Genomic DNA, 18,999 nt, shown 5'->3' with positions numbered 1-18,999 from the left:
ATTTATGATATACTTTTATTAGTTAATATGTTTTAATAAGAGTAAAAATGAGGCTAGTATAAACAAAATGAAAAAATTTAAAGAATATTTAAGAGTATATAAGTATGTTGTATATGATATTGCAACAATCATTTTATCTTACTATTTGACCATATGGATCTATTTTGGGGATGGAACAACTTTTCCATATAGTCATAAGGCACTTTGGTTAGCGCTTATTTTTATCATACCTGGAAAGCTTTTATTATTTGCCTTACTAGGCATTTATAAAATTATGTCACGTCATGCATCGTTTGAAGACTTTTTTAGAATTGTACTTGTTGTAACAGGTTCTAATTTACTTTTACTGCTTATTACGCTATTTATCAATCGCCCGTTTATTGATGAACGTGCCTTTGTGTTAGTAACATTTATTGAAGTCACTGGTATTTTATTTCCTAGAATTTTAAGAAGATCGATGGAAGTTGTTAATTATAGGGTTAAAACATTAAAAAACGTTGGTGATAAAACCTTAATTATTGGTGCGGGTTCTGCTGGTGAAATGGCTTTAAAAGAAATGGTTAAAAACGATAAACTTACCAATATACCGGTCGCCTTTTTAGATGACAATCCAGAAAAGCTCGGTAAACAAATTATGGGTGTAAGTGTCGTTGGTACATTAGATGACCTGGATAAAGTAATTGACAAAATAGGCATACAAGAAGTGATACTTGCTATTAAGGAATTACCAAAACATCAATATCATGTATTGGTCAATAAATTAGTTGAAAAACATATTCGAGTTAAAAAGTTAAATTTAATTGAAGATGTTAAATCCAGTGAAACTGCATTGGTTGATTTGAAAATTGAAGACCTACTGAATCGACCTGTGATTAATTTAGATAATCAAGGTATTAGTGATTTTATTAAGGATGAAATAGTTTTAGTCACCGGTGGTGGTGGATCAATTGGTAGTGAATTATCACGTCAAATATTTGATTTAAAACCTAAACAACTTATCATCTTGGACATTTATGAAAATAATGCCTATGAAATTCAAATGGAATTAAATCGTAAAGTATATAAAGATAAAAATAAACATTATCCTAAATTAGATGTACGTATTGGAAGTGTTTATAATAAAGTGAGATTAGAAGAAATATTTAAGGAATTTAAACCAACGATTGTATTTCATGCAGCAGCTTACAAGCATGTGCCATTAATGGAAGATAGTGCAGTTGAATCTATTAGAACAAACGTGCTAGGGACATTAAATACTGCCAAGTTATCAACAAAGTATGGCGTTAAGAAATTCGTCTTAGTAAGTAGTGATAAAGCGGTACGTTCTACCAACATTATGGGCGCTTCAAAACGTTTTGCTGAACTCATTATCATGAATGAGCAAAAGATGAGTAAAACAAGCTTTACAGCGGTTAGATTTGGTAATGTGCTAGGTTCTAATGGTTCTGTAATTCCATTATTTAAAAAGCAAATAGAAGATGGTGGTCCTGTAACGGTTACGCATAAAGAAATCACAAGATATTTTATGACCATTCCAGAATCCGTTTCACTTATTTTACAGTGTGGTGCATTTGCTAAAAATGGTGAATTATTTATTTTAGATATGGGTGAACCAGTTAAAATTTATGAGTTTGCTGAAAAGATGATCCGCTTAGCAGGATACCGAGTAGATGAAGATATCAAAATTGAAGTAGTTGGACTTCGTCCAGGTGAAAAACTATATGAAGAACTTTTACTTGATACAAATGATCCAAACATTCATAAAACAGAAAACAAATTAATCTTCATTGAAAATGGTAATGGTAATGATCTAGAAATGAAACTAGTAGATGATTTGCTAAATAATCTAGATAGCCTAGAAAATGAAGAAGTAAAATTGAAAGTCTCTAACATTGTAAAGAGTTATAAACAAAACACTATATAAGGACAACTTTTAAAAAATTGACAGATAAAATCCTTTTTAGCTTGATTGCTTCCAGTTTTAAACACAATAAGATTACATTTGAGTGTGATAATGAACTGGAACTAACAAGAAACATAATTGAAAATGGTTTAGTAGGACTACTGTTTCAATCTATGGACAAGTCTAGTTTTAAGGTGCCCAAATACCACCAAATGCTATTAGATGCATTTGGTGCTTTTGTATCTAAAGATATCCAACAAATGAATCTAATAGATCAAATTAAGACTATCTTTAATGAACACAAAATTAAACATATATTTTTAAAAGGATCACACTTAAAAATGTTATATCCTGAAAGCTATATGCGTGGTATGGGTGATATAGATGTTTTAGTTTTAAAACAAGATTTTAAAAAAGCACAAGATGCTTTAAAACAAAATAAGTTTAAATATGTAAGCGCAACTTCTCATCACCATGGTTTTGAATCCATAGAAGGTATTGATGTTGAGTTGCATCAAAGTATCATTTCCAGTAATGAATATGAAAATGAGGCCTTTTTAAAAGATGTATGGCTACATACAACCCAATTAGATCAGTTTACTTATGGACTAAAACCTGAGTTTGAGTATGTATACTTACTTACACATCTTATAAGACATATAAGAACTTCAGGTGTTGGTATTAGAAGCTTACTAGATATGTATGTCTTTTATGAAAATAAGAAAAACCTGATAGATGAAACGTTATTAAATAACTATTTAATCGAAAATAATCTAGATAAATTTAACACCAAAGTAAAACATTTAAACCAAATATTTTTAAATGAAGTTAAGCCGAGTGAACTTGATTTAGTAATTATAGATTATATTAGATTTAGTGGTATACACGGTAAAGGCTTAAAACATGATATGTATCTGACTAAAAGAACTCATGAACAAACAAGATTAAAAAAATCTAAATTAGGATTTTTTTTGAGTGAAGTCTTCCCATATAAAGACAGAATCAAAGAGTCTTATCCTTACTTAAAGAAACACCCATGGCTTCTACCATGGGCGTGGTTTGTTAGAATACTAAAACAAGTCTTTAAAGTTAAAAATACTAAGAAGAGATTAAAATCTATATCTAATGATGCTGAAGTAGATAGTGTCAAGGGTGTTTATGATTATTTAGGTATTTAATATTTTAATTGATCAAAAAAATTTAACAAGAATATATGAGGTAGACGTGAAAATAAATCAGCAACCCGTAGAACTTCTTACGAACAATTTAAAATCAAGCTTTTATCATTACTTAAAAGATGCTTTGAATAGATGTCAAAGTTTTTCTTTTAGTGTGGCATTTATTAGTGACTCTGGGTTGCAGTTAATAATAGAAGATCTTATAGATGCAGGTAATAGGGGTGTTAGAGGTAAACTTCTAACAACCAATTATGAGTTTGGTACAACGCCTAGAGCACTTGAAATGATAGGTGACCAAAAATATATAGATGCAAAACTATACGATGCTTTAACAAGTATTAGAAAGTTTCATACAAAAGCTTATATATTTGATATGGGTAATCATTTTGAAATTGTAGTTGGCTCAAGTAACATGACTCAGTACGCACTCAAGAATAATCACGAGTGGAACTTAAAGTATGTTGCCAAAAATGATGACAAAATTAAAGATAACATTATTGATAACTTTAATGAATTGTTTAACGACCCTAAATCCTTACAATTAACACCTAAAGTTATAAAAGAATATAAATCACTCTATGAGAGTAAAAGAATGGTTGATCAAGGAAAAAAAGCTATGCTTGACTTCTTTTTTGAATTTATCAAGAGGAATCCTGATCATGAGATTGTTGAAGCGATACAAGGGTTTAGTATTGATGAGAATAATGAACTTAGAGATTTTATTGAACAGATAGATGTTAATGAAATAAAACCTAATGAAATGCAAGAAATGGCCTTGGAGGGCCTAAATAATATTAGAAACAGTGGATGTAATAAAGCACTTATTATTGCTGCCACTGGAACTGGTAAAACCTACCTATCTGCATTTGACGTATTACAGCTAAGACCTAAAAAAGTACTATTTGTTGTACATAGAGGAAAAATCTTAAGAGATGCACTTAGAACATTTAAAACAATTATGCCGGAAGTATCTATGGGTGAATTAGTAGGTTCGAAAAAAGACTTAGAAAGTGATTATCTTTTTGCATCTATTCAGACTATTTCTAAAATAGACAATTTGAACCTGTTTGATCCTAGTTATTTTGACTATATTATTATAGATGAGGCACACCGTAGTGCTGCAGACAGTTATCATAGAATAACGAGTTATTTTACGCCTAAGTTTTTATTAGGTATGACAGCGACACCTGAAAGAACAGATTCTAGAAGCATTTATGAATTATATGATAATCAGATTGCTGTTGAAATTAGATTAAGACAAGCTCTGGAAAAAGAACTTGTAGTTCCATTTCACTATTTTGGTATTGAAGATGTAACAACAGATATTGAAAATATAAATTTAAATACTGAGATAGATAAACTAGCTGAAAAACTAAACATCAAAGCTCGTGTAGAGTTAATCATTGACAACATCAATAAGTTTAAACATTCTGGTGACAAGACAAAAGCCCTTGGCTACTGTGTAAATATTTCACATGCAAACTATATGGCAGATGCTTTTAATGAAAGAGGATTAAAATCTATTGCCTTAACTGGTGAATCAGATGATCGCAACAGAGATGAAGCTGTTAGAAGATTAGAAGATCCTAATGATCCTTTATCTTACATATTTACAGTAGAGATATTTAATGAAGGTATTGATATACCATCGGTGAACTTAATACTGATGCTTAGACCTACAAATTCATCGATTATTTTCACTCAACAACTTGGTAGAGGTCTAAGGAAATATAAAGACAAAGAGTATTTAACAGTATTAGACTTTATTGCAAATCATAAGAAAAATTTTTTACTACCAATTGCACTCGTTGGTGATAAAGCTTACGATAAGGATGACTTGATTGTATCCACAGCTAATGATTTCTTTGATATACCAGGAGATACTTTTATTAGTTTAAATAAAGTATCTAAGGAAAGAATACTAGCACAATTAGAGGCTACTGACTTTAATGAAATTACTTATTTAAAGGAAGCATATCAAGATAAAAAGAAAAATCTAGGACGAATTCCTAGTTTAACAGACTTTGCATTTGATGAGTTTGATCCGATTAGGTTCATAAAGAAGAAAAAATCCTATATTTGCTTTGTAGCATCACAGGAAAAAGATATTTTTGACGAATCCTCATTACATAATGCATTTTTTAAGTTAATTGGATATCTAGATAGTATGTTACCGATTAAACGTCCTTATGAATATGCAATAATAAGAGAACTAACTCATCATAAAGCACTAGATATTAATGAATTATTTGCGAAAATAAGGAAATATATTGATAACCCTAACCTGGATAGCTTTAATCACTCGGTAAAAAACCTACTCTTAGAATTTGGTTCAGTAACAGATAAAAAGAATAATATAAAGGTTATAGAAAAATCAAATAATCAAATCAGACTATCCGATGATTTTAGTAATATTTTTGAAAATAATAGATACACAGATATTATCAACAATTCAATTAGTTATGGACTTGCTAGATATCATCATGAGTTTGATAGAAAAGTTGCACCTTATCCATTTGTAGAACTTTATCATGAGTACTCTAAGACTGAAATCTATACGCTATCATTGTTTGATAAAAATGTGTCAGGACTATTAATGTCAGGTTTAATTAGAATTGAAAAAGAATATTACTTAACAGTTAATTTGATAAAAGGTGATGTACATGATAGTATTAACTATGATGACTACTTTATAGATCAAAATATCTTCCATTGGCAATCACCAGGTTCTACAAGAACCACAAATGAAACAGGTAAGAATCTAGTTTACCATAAAGAATTAGGGTTTAACCTCCACTTATTTGTTAGAAAATCTGCAACAGAAGCAACTAAGGGCAAGGGCTATAGTAGAGACTTTACTTATTTAGGAAAAGTTTTTGTAGAAGAACATAAAGGTGAGGCACCAATTTCGTTTAAACTTAAATTTGAACATAGAGTACCGAATGATATTTATCAAAGACTTACATATGATTACACGAAGGAGAAAGAAAATGAAAAAGCAAATTGAAGTCGTTGCTGCAGTTATAAAAAAGGGTAATAAATATTTTGCAGCACAAAGAAAAGACCAAGGTGAACTCGCACGTAAATGGGAGTTTCCTGGTGGTAAAGTTGAGCAAGGTGAAACACCACAACAAGCATTAGCTAGAGAGATTAAAGAAGAACTGAATGTTGAAATTAAAGTAACTGACTTTTTGACAACTGTGGTTCACGAGTATAACTCATTTATAATTACACTGCATGCATATTTTGCTGAATATGTTTCTGGTGAATTTAAACCAAATGAACACTTAGATACAAAATTCTTAACGAAAGAAGAGATGGCTGACTACGATTTTGCAGCTGCAGATTTACCAATAATTGAAAAATTATAAATACTTATAAAATGTTGATTTAGATAATTCTAGTGTTGAAATGGCTTCACTAAGACTTATTTGTTTATCTTTAAACAAACTAACGATTTCATCAAAATTATAAGGTTTAACATATCTAGGGCGTCCCATATGGACGCCCTTTTCTTTTGCTATTCGAATACCTTCGGCTTGCCTTTGTTTAATATTATCTCTTTCATTTTCTGCAACAAAAGACAGTATTTGTAAAACAATATCACTTATAAATTTGCCCACCAAGTTTTCCGGATGTGACCTGGTATCTAATAGTGGCATATCAAGTACCTGTATATCAGCACCTACTGTACGTGTTATAGATGCCCATTCATCGATGATCATATGATAATTTCTACCTAATCTATCAATAATTTTAATGATGACTAAATCATCTTTTTTAATTTTACTTTTTAATCTTCTGTACTGTTTCCTATTGAAGTCTTTACCGCTTTCTTTATCTATAAAGATATGTTTGGTTGGTATGTTTAATTTAACTATCTCTGATAGTTGTCTATCAATATGTTGAGTCTTACTAGAAACTCTTATATATGCGTATGTCATCCTGCTAGCTCCTAAAATATTTTTATAGTTTTAATTCTAGCATTAAATAGCAATAAGAAAATACCTCTTTATTCCCAAAAGGTACACCTTGTAAGGATCAACTAAAGCACATCAAATTAGTTGAAAGTGTAGTTCTTCAACTATCTTCAAAAATAAAGTTTATAACAGGACTTAATATTTAGATTCAAATCATGTATACTATAATCACAAGGGGATTTAAATAAATGGATATAGTAGCAATAGTTTTGGTCGTATTAAAAAAATGGAAACCAGCAATGATTATCAGTATCATTGGGTTAATACTTTCATTTTTTCTAGCTTTAATATTACCTCTAATGTGGGTGTCATTCATTATCTACTTGATAACACTGCTTGTAAGTATTTCTGGACTTAAGAATGAAGGCAACACATACGTTACAGGTAGTAGTACAATAAGTAGTGGGGTTAGTATTGAAACACAATTAAACAAAATACAATCACTCTATGATAAAGGGATTATTTCCGAAGAAGAATACCATGAGAGTAGAAAACGTATTCTTGGTTTTTAATAGAAACTGCTAATTGCCGTATTGAAAAAAATTATGTGGTAAGATAGACTCAAAGAAATTCATGATATAGGGGGAATATAATCATGTATAAAACAGAAATCCTTAAAGGTATCAAAGATACAAAGCTACGTGCAGAAAAACTAACTGAACTCATCAATAATCAAACTAAAATTGGATGGGATTTTGAAGGTGCAATACATGCACATAAATATGATGTGATAGTAATCTTTAAAGAAAATCCTTCATATAAACTGAATCAAGATATCAACAAAGGTATCAAAAAGGTAACAAGTAAGTTTAACAAGGTTGTAGATGCTATCAACAACAAAGAATAGCCAATCAATAAAATAATAATTCTACTAGAAAAGGTATTTGATGAACATCGAATACCTTTTCATCTTTATAAGTCTAAACTAGTAACAATAAAACAAAATAGTGTGAATACTTATCAAATCTATGTTATTTAACATATAATGGAAGTATATTATTGTTGGAGGAAAAAAGATGAACTTGGTTATATGGATATTGTTTGGAGCAATAACAGGTATTGTTGCTGGATGGATAACGAAAGATAGAAGAGGACTTATTGCAGACATTGCAGTAGGTATTATAGGTTCATTTTTAGGTGGCTGGGCTGCTAGTGGATTTAAAGACTTTACAACAACCAATATTTCATGGCCAGGATTTTTTATATCCATTCTGGGAGCTGTAGTATTTATTAGTATCTTAAAATCACTTAAGAAAAGATAGTACTTACAAAATAACCCTATAAATTTGTGCATAAATATCACAAGTTTATAGGGTTTTTATTTTGTCTTAAGTTCTAGTATAAAAACTATGACAGAATTATTTATTGAATGATTAGGAAACATCTATAATTTCATGTATAATTATTTTAAAGTGTTAAAACATAACCATACGAAAGAGGGGAAATTAAATATGGAAGAAATCATAATTGGCATATCTATTGCCATAGTGGTCATTTTGATTGTTTTATTTGCTGCATCCTATGTCAAGGTTAAACCTAACCAAGCATATATTATTACAGGACCTAAGAAGTCAAGAGTTGTTATAGGAAAGGGTACATTACGTATACCATTCTTAGAAAGAATTGATGCGATTCCTTTATCATTAATTCAAACAGATATTAAAACAGATTCTGCTGTACCTACAAATGAATTTATCAATATATTTGTAGATGGGGTAGCAAATATCCGTATCATGACAGATGAGGACTCTATCCGTCTAGCAGGTCAAATCCTTTTATCTAGAGACTTAGAAGGTATCCGTATTGTTACTAAAGAAATATTAGAAGGTAACATGCGTGAAATTATTGGTCAAATGAAGTTAAAGGAACTAGTTCAAAACAGAGAAAAGTTTGCTGAACAAGTATATAACTCCGCAATGCAAGATATGAACCGTATGGGTCTTGAAATCATTAATATCACAATTCAAAACTTTAGTGATAAAAATGGTGTAATAGAAGACCTTGGGGTTGATAATGTTACACAAATTAGAAAAGAGGCTTCTATTGCCCGTGCAAACTCTGAAAAAGATGTAGAGATTGCAACAGCACAAGCAAAAGAATTAGCCAACGAAGCAAGAATTACTGCTGAGTTAAAAATTGCTGAACAAAATACTGATCTTGAATTACGTCAATCAGCCTTAAAACAAAGATCAGATACTCAAAAAGCGGTAGCAGATGCTGCATATCAAATTCAAAGTGCAAATGAATCTAAGAGTGTAAATATCGCAATTCAAGAAGCAGAGATTGCTAAACGTACAAAAGAGATTGAATTAAAACAAAAAGAAATTGAAGTTGAAGAAAAACGTTTAGATGCAGTTGTTAGAAAAGATGCAGATGCAAAACGTTATGCTGCTGAACAAAAAGCTTTAGCGGATCTTTATATTCGTTCTAAAGAAGCAGAAGCTAAATATATTGAAGAAGCTAAAAGAGCTGATTCTGTTAAGGTAGCTGCTGAAGCTCAAAGATTTGCTGAAGAAGAACGTGCTAAAGGTATTCAAGCAGTAGGGGTAGCAGAAGCTGAAGCAATTGAGAAAAAAGCGGTTGCTATGAAGTTGATGGAAGAAGCAGCTGTCTTAGAATTAATCTTAAATTCTGATGTATTACCTAAGATTGTTGGTGCTGCAGCATCACCACTTGCTAAGGTAGATAAGATTACGATGTATGGTGATGGTAACTCAACAAAGCTTGTTGGTGATATCGTCAATTCATCCACTCAAATCTTATCATCCATCCAAGAATCAACTGGTATTGATTTAACTTCTCTATTAGCAGGATATGCATCAGGTAAACTTACCAATAAACAAGTAGAACCGAAAGTTGAAAAAGATAAAAAGTTAGATAAATAGTAAATCATTAAACCTGAGTTAAGTATCAAACTTAGCTCAGGTTTTACATGATTTAATCAATTTTCATTTAAAAACACATCTAAAGTTACAATTTTTTCATTACTTGATAAAATCATACAATATGCCTATAATGGCTTAACAAAAGATAAAAAGTTTGTTATAATGATATCTGTGTTGTGAAAACGCTTTAAAATTATATTAATATCTTTATTGAAAAACCAAAATATAATTGAGATCATTAGCTAATCTCCCCGGATATGTAGATCTGAATTATATCATAGTGGGGATAAGGTTCTATGGACTTCAACCACTAATGTAAAAGCCTTGTATCTATTTAGATTCAAGGCTTTTATTTATTAAGTACCAAGTATATATCATGTTATAATACTACTATGACACAACAATAGAAGTTAGGGGACTTTCTATGAACTATAACTACACAGAAGATCAAAGGCACGCAATTAAAACAGATGCACCATATTTTTTATTAATTGGAAGTGCTGGTACTGGTAAGACACACGTTTTAGTAGAACGTATAGACTACTTAGTAAAACAAATTAAATTAAATCCTAAACATATACTTATACTTACAACAACAGTTAATGATATGTATAATATCATGAATAAGTTAGATGAACATTTAGATATTTCAAACATATCCATTTTTACACTGGAAATGTTTGCTTTAAAGGTTATTTTAGACCATGAAGGTTATAATAAAAAGTTTTTAAGCAAAGAAGTACTAGATAACATTAAAGATAACATCACTAAAGAGGTTATGATTACTAAGAAACAGTATGTAGCATATCAGATTAATCCAAATATTTTTATGAATTATAAGAGTAAAATCAATGAAAGTTATGAAAATTATTTAAAGACACATAAAGTTTCTTTAAATGAAGATTTTGTAAGTTATGCATTTAAACTCTTTTCTGAAGATAAGGAACTTCAAAATAAGTATCATAATATGTATAGCCATATCTTTATTGATAATGCACAAGATATCTATGGTACAAGTAAGTCGTTTGTCTATATGTTGTTTGACAATACCCAAAACATTTATGTTTTGGGCAATGATGATCAGTTAATGGAAGATATAGATATTAAGTCTACTTATTTATATGATGTGTATTTAGATAAAAACTTTGAAAGAAAAGTATTAGTTGACAACTACAAGACAAACCTTTCTATATTAAGGTTTGCTAGTATGATTGAAAAGAATACATCTCGCTTAATTCCAAAAATCAAATATATGAGACAAGATCACTTTAAACCAAATCTAAATATACTTTCAAGCGAAGAAGAAATATTTAAAGAAATGATAAGTACCATTAAACAACTTAATGAAGATGAGATTGAAACAGATCTTTCTGATATTGCAGTGATTGTATCAAATGAAGATAAACCATCAATGATTAATAGACTTCAAGAAGAGGGTTTATTAAATTATATAGAAAAAGAAGAAATGGTAGATTGTGATACATTAGTGGAAGGACTTTCTAACTATACAGAAGAACCTTTAATCGATAAAACAAACTTTTTAACCTTTATGCTACGCACGATGGATGAATTAGACTTAGATAAACAAACTAAGGCATCTTATATGAGACTAATTAGTATTTATCAGAAGACAACCAAAAATCTTTCAATTAAAAACTTTATTATCTTCTTACAAACTAAAAGTTATATGAAGGTTTACCAAGTAGAGCCTTCTAGTGTGAATGTGCTCACACTAGAAGAAACTAAGGGACTAGATTTTAAATATGTCCTCATTAAAGATCTAACAAGTCTATTAACTAATCAATTAGAACAATCAAGAAAGATTATGTATAACCTCTTATTTACTGCAAGAGATTTAGTCTATCTTTATGCTCTGAAAAATAGTAGCCATGAAGTATTAGAAGAACTTAAAAAGATAAAAGAAAACTGGATTAAAATTAGTGTTAAAAAGTCCATGTATAAAGATATTATATATACACCTACAAATACTTATTTAAGAATTGAACAACATCATATCTTTGAAGAAGTAAAACTAAAATATATGGTATACCCTAAACTATATAATGAACTTCTATACTTAATAGAACTCATCATAAACTTTGATAAGATATTAAATGAAAAACAGACAAAACCTAATATAGATATCTATATGCAAGCATTTAGATACTTTATTCAACACACATTAAAGGTGACATTTGATGTAGCGTTTAATGAAAAAAGAAACCGGATTGCAGGTTACTTATCCGGTGGCTCAGCTGGTGGGTTTAATATGGATAGGGACTACGATTATCTCATGAACCAAAAGTTATTAGATAAATCCTTTACCATCTCTGAGTTTAAGAGTGTTCATGATATCTATAGATATTTATCTGCAACACACCATAAACATGACTATGAAAAGTCTGTATCTAAAAACGAAAAAGCTCAAGCCAAGAAAAACATTGAGATCTACCAGGGTTTAACAAACAGAGATAAAATCAGGTATTATGTTGCTGTGATAAAGCTTTATCATGCACTGAATCTAAATGATAAACACTTAAGTTTAATAGATGCTAAAATAGCTTAAGTATAATCTAAAATAAGTTTAATAAAGACATCAAGTAAATATATAAAGGCGCCACGTTAATGGATATTCTAACTAAATTAGCACAAATCCCAGTAAAATTAAAAAACAAAGCCATTTATATTAAGACGTACAAAAAAGAAGTACTTAAAGAACTACCGGAAAAGATTGAATAAGTAACTATCGCGTCAAATTAACTTGTCAATCACGGTAACATCATTATTATTATAATTATTTACACTACTTATTATAAAAAGTGTTAAAATAGAACTGTAGCAACTAGAAAACTTCATCTTCTGCAAAACAACAGTTTGGGGGGGGAATTGTTGATGCAACTCATAAATTTACTTTTATTAAGTTTATTTTAACCAAGGAAAACATCCTATTGTAGGAAGTTTTCTTTTTGTCTTTATATAGCTTTTTAACGATTATTACCATAAAATTCAAGAAAGGGATGAATTTATATGAAAAGATTATTTATCATCTTTAGTACAATCTTATTCGTATGCATACTAATAAGCTGTACAGAAACAAGTTACACGGTTGACTTTGATAGTAATGGGGGCACAGGAGTTTTAAGCCAAACCGTTTTATCAGGAGAATTTGCTACCAAGCCTCAGGATCCAACTTATAAAGGACACACGTTTATACATTGGGCGCTTGAAGGTGTTGAGTTTAAATTCGACGAATATCCAATAGTTGCATCGATTACACTTACTGCTGTTTGGGCGCCTGATGAAGGTGTCAATAAGCATACAGTTACCTTTGATAGCCAGGGGGGTTCGAGTGTTAATGCCCAAGAAGTTGTCGAAAATGGATTTGCTACTAAGCCTACAAATCCTACGTATGCTGGTCATATCTTTTTATACTGGGCATTAAACGATAACGAATTTAACTTTGAAACAACACCAATAACAGCCGCTATTACATTATTAGCTGTTTGGGAAGTAAATCAAGAAGTTATTACCTATACTGTAACATTTGATAGTAAGGAAGGTTCTAACATACCTAACCAAACCGTAGAGGCTAACACCTTAGTAATTAAACCAGCTGATCCTACTAAAGCACTCTATGACTTTGGTGGCTGGTATATTGGTGAGGTTTTATACGACTTTAACACGCCAGTAACTTCCAATATCACACTAGAGGCTAAATGGACTTTAACACCAGAACCAACTTATGTAGAACTTAGTTTTGCTGAAGGTCTACTTAAAATGCTTGGTGTGGAACAAAAAATCATTTATAACACCAAATATGAAGCAACCTTGAAACAAACCCAAGGCGAAGAAGAAATGTTAATTACAGCTAAAATTGACTTAGAAACCAACTATGAAACTAGAAATAGCCACATCATGATGTTATATAATGAAGAACTTCAACAAGAAATCTACGTGATGCATGGTAAGTTCTATATCGAAGATTTCTTGGAAGAAACTAAACTAATGAGTCCAGATATTATTTCAGACCAATTTATTGGTAACTTTATGGGTATGGCTAGTATCGTAGATACACCAAACTACTACTTTAAATCCTTCATCGAAAACTTTAACGCCATTGACATACTATCAAATATCAATACCAATAACTTTAAAGTTTATCAAAAACTAAACAGCTATAAAGTAGAAGTTATCTTAAACGAACAAACCATACCACTTCAATATAAAGAGATGTTTATGGAAACTGAAATCATTGAAGCAAAACTTACACTTTGGATAGAAAATAACCAAATCATTGGTATCGATCTAAATATCACAGTAGAAGATGATATCGGTATGGATATATCTATTCTACAAAGTGATTATGATGAAGCCTATATAGAAACAATTGACCCATTAACTTACGAAACCATCTACGAACAAACCTACACATTAAAAGTAGATTATGGTGTAGATGGTATCGTTCAAGAAATAAGTTACAATGAAGACTTCGATAGTATCTATGACAATGGCTTTGATGACATCACATCCTTTAGACGTGATGGTTATGTATTAGAAGGTTATTACTATGATAAAGAATTTACTGAACCACTTGATCAAACCTTAATGGATAAACTAGCACTAAACCCTGAAATTACCATATATATTCAGTGGGTGCCAATAAACTTTATGGTAGATGAACTCCTAACCTTTGGTGATGCAAATAACTTCATGGCACTTGAAACAGATGAAAATCCAAGAGATTTAAATGGTATCTACCAATTAAACGAATACATCGTCTTTGTTGATGTATTTAAAAACTATACAGGTTATGCAGTTGTCTATGATATGAATGAAAGTAAGTATTACTTAATTGATATGGTTTACGGAGAATATATAGCAATCCTCTATACTGATATTCCTGAGTTAACCTTATTTATTGAACAATTTGATTCATTAACAAATGAAGACTTCATTAGATTAGGTGACTTATATATCGAACAACATAAAGGTATATTAACCACAAGTCATATGATAAATCTATTAAATGATTCCTATGAATTTTACTACAATACTTACTACATGAATACTTATGATGCAGCAGTCTTTGAAGCGCGTTATGATGAACTTAAAAATATCATCACCAATCACTTGATTGATGAAGACATCGTATTTGAATCTATTAGCTTAGATACAGTGCATCAATACTATGATTATGAACTGGATGCAACAGTCTACGTATTTGATAAAGATCATATGATAGATGATATTACAATTATTACTAGAGACTCAGCTGGTATGTATAAAGATATTAAGTTATCAGACCTTGATGAAACAGAGTATACCTTAGACTATACATACAATGAAAACCTAGAACCAATATTTGTAGAACTTACCTACGAAGGTATAGAAATCTCATACTTTGCAGTCATTTATGATTATGATACCAATGGTCGTATTTATATTAGTGATAATGGTATAGGTTATGTATCAAACTTCTTAACAGATTTTATGATACCAAGCTACTTAAACATTGAAGAAGTTAACATCAATGGTAGATACTATGAAGAAGCTTCTATGGATATAGCATTTGTTGGTAACTTACTTGATCAAAGTGATCAAGCGGTAAATTACTTAAACATTTACTATACACTAAAAGACTACACATTCTTCCAAGACTATCTATCCACAGTAGACATGGTAGAAATAACAGATGACTTTGGAGAAACAACTATTTACTACAACTTGACTGAAGATATCTTATTTAATGAAAACTTCATGATAAGTTTTACAACAAGCACCATCACCTTTATATCTGAAAAATTTAGTTTGAGTGTACCTGCTAAAGACTTTAATCAAGTAGGGTTCATAGAAAGTTTGCCAAGTAGTATGTTGGATGAAATGAACATAAATATCTATAACATATTTACTATTAGAGAGATCTATAAGGGTCTAGTAATTGGTAGAACTCATGAATTTGATGATCGAGTATACACATTTGGCAACTCGAATTATGAACTTAGACTAAGTAGCGATGAATATAGTTTTAACTTTAATTGGTTAAACATTAAAGAAACTAAAGAAACAATAGATTTGCCAGATATAACCACATTAGGACGAACCTATGAGTTTAGAAATAATAAAGATGATCATATCATCTATATTACATTTGATAGTCTAAACATGGGTAATGGTGATAGTTTTAATTATGCACCAAATTACTTATACATGTTAAATGTTATGTTAAATGATGATTCGATCTTAGTTTATTATAAGGACATGCCTACAACAACCACCGGTTACGTCATCAATTACGAAAATATATACGTTGTAAACATCAATCTCATGGCGGATTATTACTACTATGATGAAACTTTAGGTGACAATGTATACATCGTAGATATATTAAACCCACTAGAAGCTATTAAGATAGTGATCAGATACAATAACGGCTACGATGTCACTACAGATTTAGTAACACTAGAAGGTTATACACATGAACTGATAAATGTTGAAGGTAGTATATATACACTCACAGTTGTATATGAAGATATCACCATAGAAGTCTATGTGGATACACATGATTATGTATTAGATGGCCAAGTATTTATCATTAATGGTAATAAATATAGTTATAGTGATCTAGATACTCTAGAGACTTTAAATATTTCAACGCTTTATATTATTTGGGATGTTGTTGCTCATCGTGAACTAAATACATTAGAAGATCTAAAAGATTACATCCTAGAAACGAATGAGTCCATCTATATCCTCGAGTTTGTATATAGAATTATCAGTGAAGATGATTTATTACAAGAACTTCAAACAAACATCATAAACTTAAAGGCGTATGACGCCAACTACTACATGGATTTAACCAATCAAATCATTATTGGTGATAATTTCACCTTCAAACTTGAAGGTGAGTATGTCATCTATGAAAATAAAGATGTTATCTATAAGTTTTTAACAACCAATTTTGATAGAGCTGCATTATATGATGTTATAGAATTTGATGATATGTACATTATAGAAATAAGCTATATGTTAAAAGAGTTGTTACAAGGTAGATACCAAAACGCATATCGAGGAAATAACCGTATCACATTCTATTTTGAGGAAGCGCTACTTGAAATAGAAGATTATGGTAGTTTCATGATACTTAGAACAGAATCACCTTACTTCTACACCGATTTTGAGTTTGTTGACGTATTACCTAAAAAAACATTTACCGTTAAAGCAAACACCTACACCATTTATAACAATATTGATAGCAGTCACTACATCATCAAATCAAACAATTTAGATAATATATTAGGTGTATATGGTGATTTTATGTTAGACGGTTTATTTACAGATAGTAGTTTTGAAACAGAAGTTACTGGAGAAGAAATAGGTAACATCAATTTATATGCATATTACATTGAAAATGTTGTTACTAATTTAGAGTTTTACATGGATTCTTATATATCGTTAGACGGCATAGAAGAAGATATCGTCTTTATGATTACTTACTTAAATGGGGATACTTACACCCATAGACTAAGTGATTTAGATCCTTTAACGTATACACTAGAAGTTTATACAAATACTAACTTAAATGAAACCTATTTTACCTTAACCCATAAGGGATTTACGAAAACACTTTATATTCCCATTTATGATGCATCACTTGGTGTTATGGCAATCGATCAAACAGATTATAATCACGACAGATACTTTTATTTAAATGATTATAATACATATATACCAGCTTACTTAACAGTAACAAAGATTAAAATGTGGGGCTATGTAGAATATAATAGTTTTGAAGAATTAATGACTTTTGCAGAAGCTAACCACTACAACGTCATCTATTTAAGTTTAGAATATGAAATATCAGATATCTCATTATTTATAGATACCTCGCCACAAACATATGTTATGTTTGAAACCTATGCAGAAGATGCGATTTATTATGATTTTACAACTCAAACCATTTATTCAAATAACTTTACCTTTACATTTAATGAAGTGTTTGTAGAATATAAGTCAGCTGAATTTAGTTTCCATGTACCAAGCGAACGTATCAATCAAATGGGTTTAGAAAGTTACTTAGATTATGAAACCTATAAGATCATTGCAGATATTATGATGTATGAAAGTATGATCTTTAATGAATTTGGGTTAGATGTTGTTAAAAATAACGGCTACTACCTAACATTTGAATTATCAGAAGGTGACTATAAAGTCTATATAGAAAGTGACTATAGATTATATACCAGCCCAGGTGGAGACTATAAAGTATTTCCAGTAGATGAAATCCCAACTATAGAAATAGAAACTACTGGTTACACCTACACAGTCACCAACAATCTAAACAGTTTAACTTACACAATTCAATCAACACATCCAAATATTAACCTTTATTCCCATCCTAATTATTACATTAAGACAATGACTATAAATGGTGCAACAGTAGAAGAACTACCAGAGGGTGATGCTGCCATTTATGTAGAATATGCATTAATAGATCCTGTAAATGTATGGGTATTTATCAATTTAACACTGTATGATGAGACCAATATACTTGATTACTTATACATCCAATATCTGTATATCCATGAAGTGAGTGGGTATGATGAAACAAAAAGCTTTTATATCAATGATTTAGGTATAGAAAACTTTGTTGTTACAACTGAGATTATTACATCTGAATTTGGTAGAGATGTTAGTGTCACGATTAGTGATATAGAAAATACTTGGACTGCAGAAAACACATTCATTTTCAATGAAAGATATTACTGAAAAGTTATTAAAATGTGATATACAAAGAATAATTAAATAACAAAAGAAGAAAAGACAGCCTATTATAAAGGTTGTCTTTTCTATTTGTGGTAACGGGTTTACACTACAATCACATTAAAATTAATAAGTAACCTAAAATAACTATTTTTTCAATATATTTTACTTATAAACGATTTCATCATGTGATATATGTAAGTCGTATAATGAAACTGAGCCATTAATTGTTAAATAAACGTTGTGAAAGTGAGCCACTAAAAACCAAGTCATATATGATATCTCAGGTTAAA

11 protein-coding genes are annotated in these 18,999 nt (G+C 30.2%); 10 read left to right on the top strand and 1 reads right to left on the bottom strand.

Features of this window, described 5'->3' with window-relative positions:
* Positions 1 to 67 precede the first annotated feature (67 nt).
* From IY230_RS06305 to IY230_RS06290, 4 genes are read left to right on the top strand one after another with little or no spacing between them, the layout of a single operon-like run.
* The gene (locus IY230_RS06305; protein WP_196370777.1) at positions 68 to 1,924 is read left to right on the top strand and encodes a polysaccharide biosynthesis protein; all 1,857 of its coding nucleotides are present in this window, start codon (positions 68 to 70) and stop codon (positions 1,922 to 1,924) included.
* Between the two features lie 17 nt (positions 1,925 to 1,941).
* Positions 1,942 to 3,081 (top strand): nucleotidyltransferase domain-containing protein, encoded by a 1,140-nt coding sequence (locus tag IY230_RS06300; protein ID WP_196370775.1) that lies wholly within the window; start codon positions 1,942 to 1,944, stop codon positions 3,079 to 3,081.
* Between the two features lie 46 nt (positions 3,082 to 3,127).
* Positions 3,128 to 6,088 carry a DEAD/DEAH box helicase gene (locus IY230_RS06295; RefSeq protein ID WP_196370773.1) on the top strand — a complete coding sequence of 987 codons (2,961 nt, stop codon included), beginning with the start codon at positions 3,128 to 3,130 and terminating at the stop codon, positions 6,086 to 6,088.
* Complete coding sequence (locus IY230_RS06290) at positions 6,072 to 6,452, top strand: (deoxy)nucleoside triphosphate pyrophosphohydrolase (protein WP_196370771.1); 381 nt, start codon at positions 6,072 to 6,074, stop codon at positions 6,450 to 6,452. The genes IY230_RS06295 and IY230_RS06290 overlap by 17 nt, the downstream gene beginning before the upstream one ends.
* On the opposite strand, the gene IY230_RS06285 is transcribed toward IY230_RS06290, so the two are convergent.
* Positions 6,447 to 7,025 (bottom strand): recombinase family protein, encoded by a 579-nt coding sequence (locus IY230_RS06285; protein ID WP_196370769.1) that lies wholly within the window; start codon positions 7,023 to 7,025, stop codon positions 6,447 to 6,449. The two genes, IY230_RS06290 and IY230_RS06285, sit on opposite strands and share 6 nt — an antisense overlap.
* Positions 7,026 to 7,249: 224 nt before the next feature.
* Between IY230_RS06285 and IY230_RS06280 the strand changes: the two genes are divergently transcribed.
* From IY230_RS06280 to IY230_RS06255, 6 genes are all read left to right on the top strand, one after another.
* Positions 7,250 to 7,573, top strand: coding sequence for an SHOCT domain-containing protein (locus tag IY230_RS06280; protein WP_196370767.1), 324 nt, complete (start codon positions 7,250 to 7,252; stop codon positions 7,571 to 7,573).
* Positions 7,574 to 7,656: 83 nt separating this feature from the next.
* Positions 7,657 to 7,908: a hypothetical protein gene (locus tag IY230_RS06275; protein WP_196370765.1), complete on the top strand. Its 252-nt coding sequence runs from the start codon at positions 7,657 to 7,659 to the stop codon at positions 7,906 to 7,908.
* Between the two features lie 169 nt (positions 7,909 to 8,077).
* On the top strand, positions 8,078 to 8,323 hold the full coding sequence (locus IY230_RS06270; RefSeq protein WP_196370763.1) for a GlsB/YeaQ/YmgE family stress response membrane protein: 246 nt from the start codon (positions 8,078 to 8,080) through the stop codon (positions 8,321 to 8,323).
* A 189-nt stretch (positions 8,324 to 8,512) separates the two neighbouring features.
* The gene (locus tag IY230_RS06265) at positions 8,513 to 9,946 is read left to right on the top strand and encodes a flotillin family protein (protein WP_230852619.1); all 1,434 of its coding nucleotides are present in this window, start codon (positions 8,513 to 8,515) and stop codon (positions 9,944 to 9,946) included.
* 424 nt (positions 9,947 to 10,370) lie between these two features.
* The gene (locus IY230_RS06260; RefSeq protein ID WP_196370761.1) at positions 10,371 to 12,512 is read left to right on the top strand and encodes a UvrD-helicase domain-containing protein; all 2,142 of its coding nucleotides are present in this window, start codon (positions 10,371 to 10,373) and stop codon (positions 12,510 to 12,512) included.
* A gap of 461 nt (positions 12,513 to 12,973) precedes the next feature.
* Positions 12,974 to 18,712, top strand: coding sequence for an InlB B-repeat-containing protein (locus IY230_RS06255; RefSeq protein WP_196370759.1), 5,739 nt, complete (start codon positions 12,974 to 12,976; stop codon positions 18,710 to 18,712).
* The last annotated feature ends 287 nt before the right edge of the window (positions 18,713 to 18,999 follow it).

The sequence above is a fragment of the Acholeplasma laidlawii genome, from assembly GCF_015709225.1.
GTDB lineage: Bacteria > Bacillota_I > Bacilli_A > Acholeplasmatales > Acholeplasmataceae > Acholeplasma > Acholeplasma laidlawii_A.
This window is presented reverse-complemented; position numbering and strand designations above follow the sequence as displayed.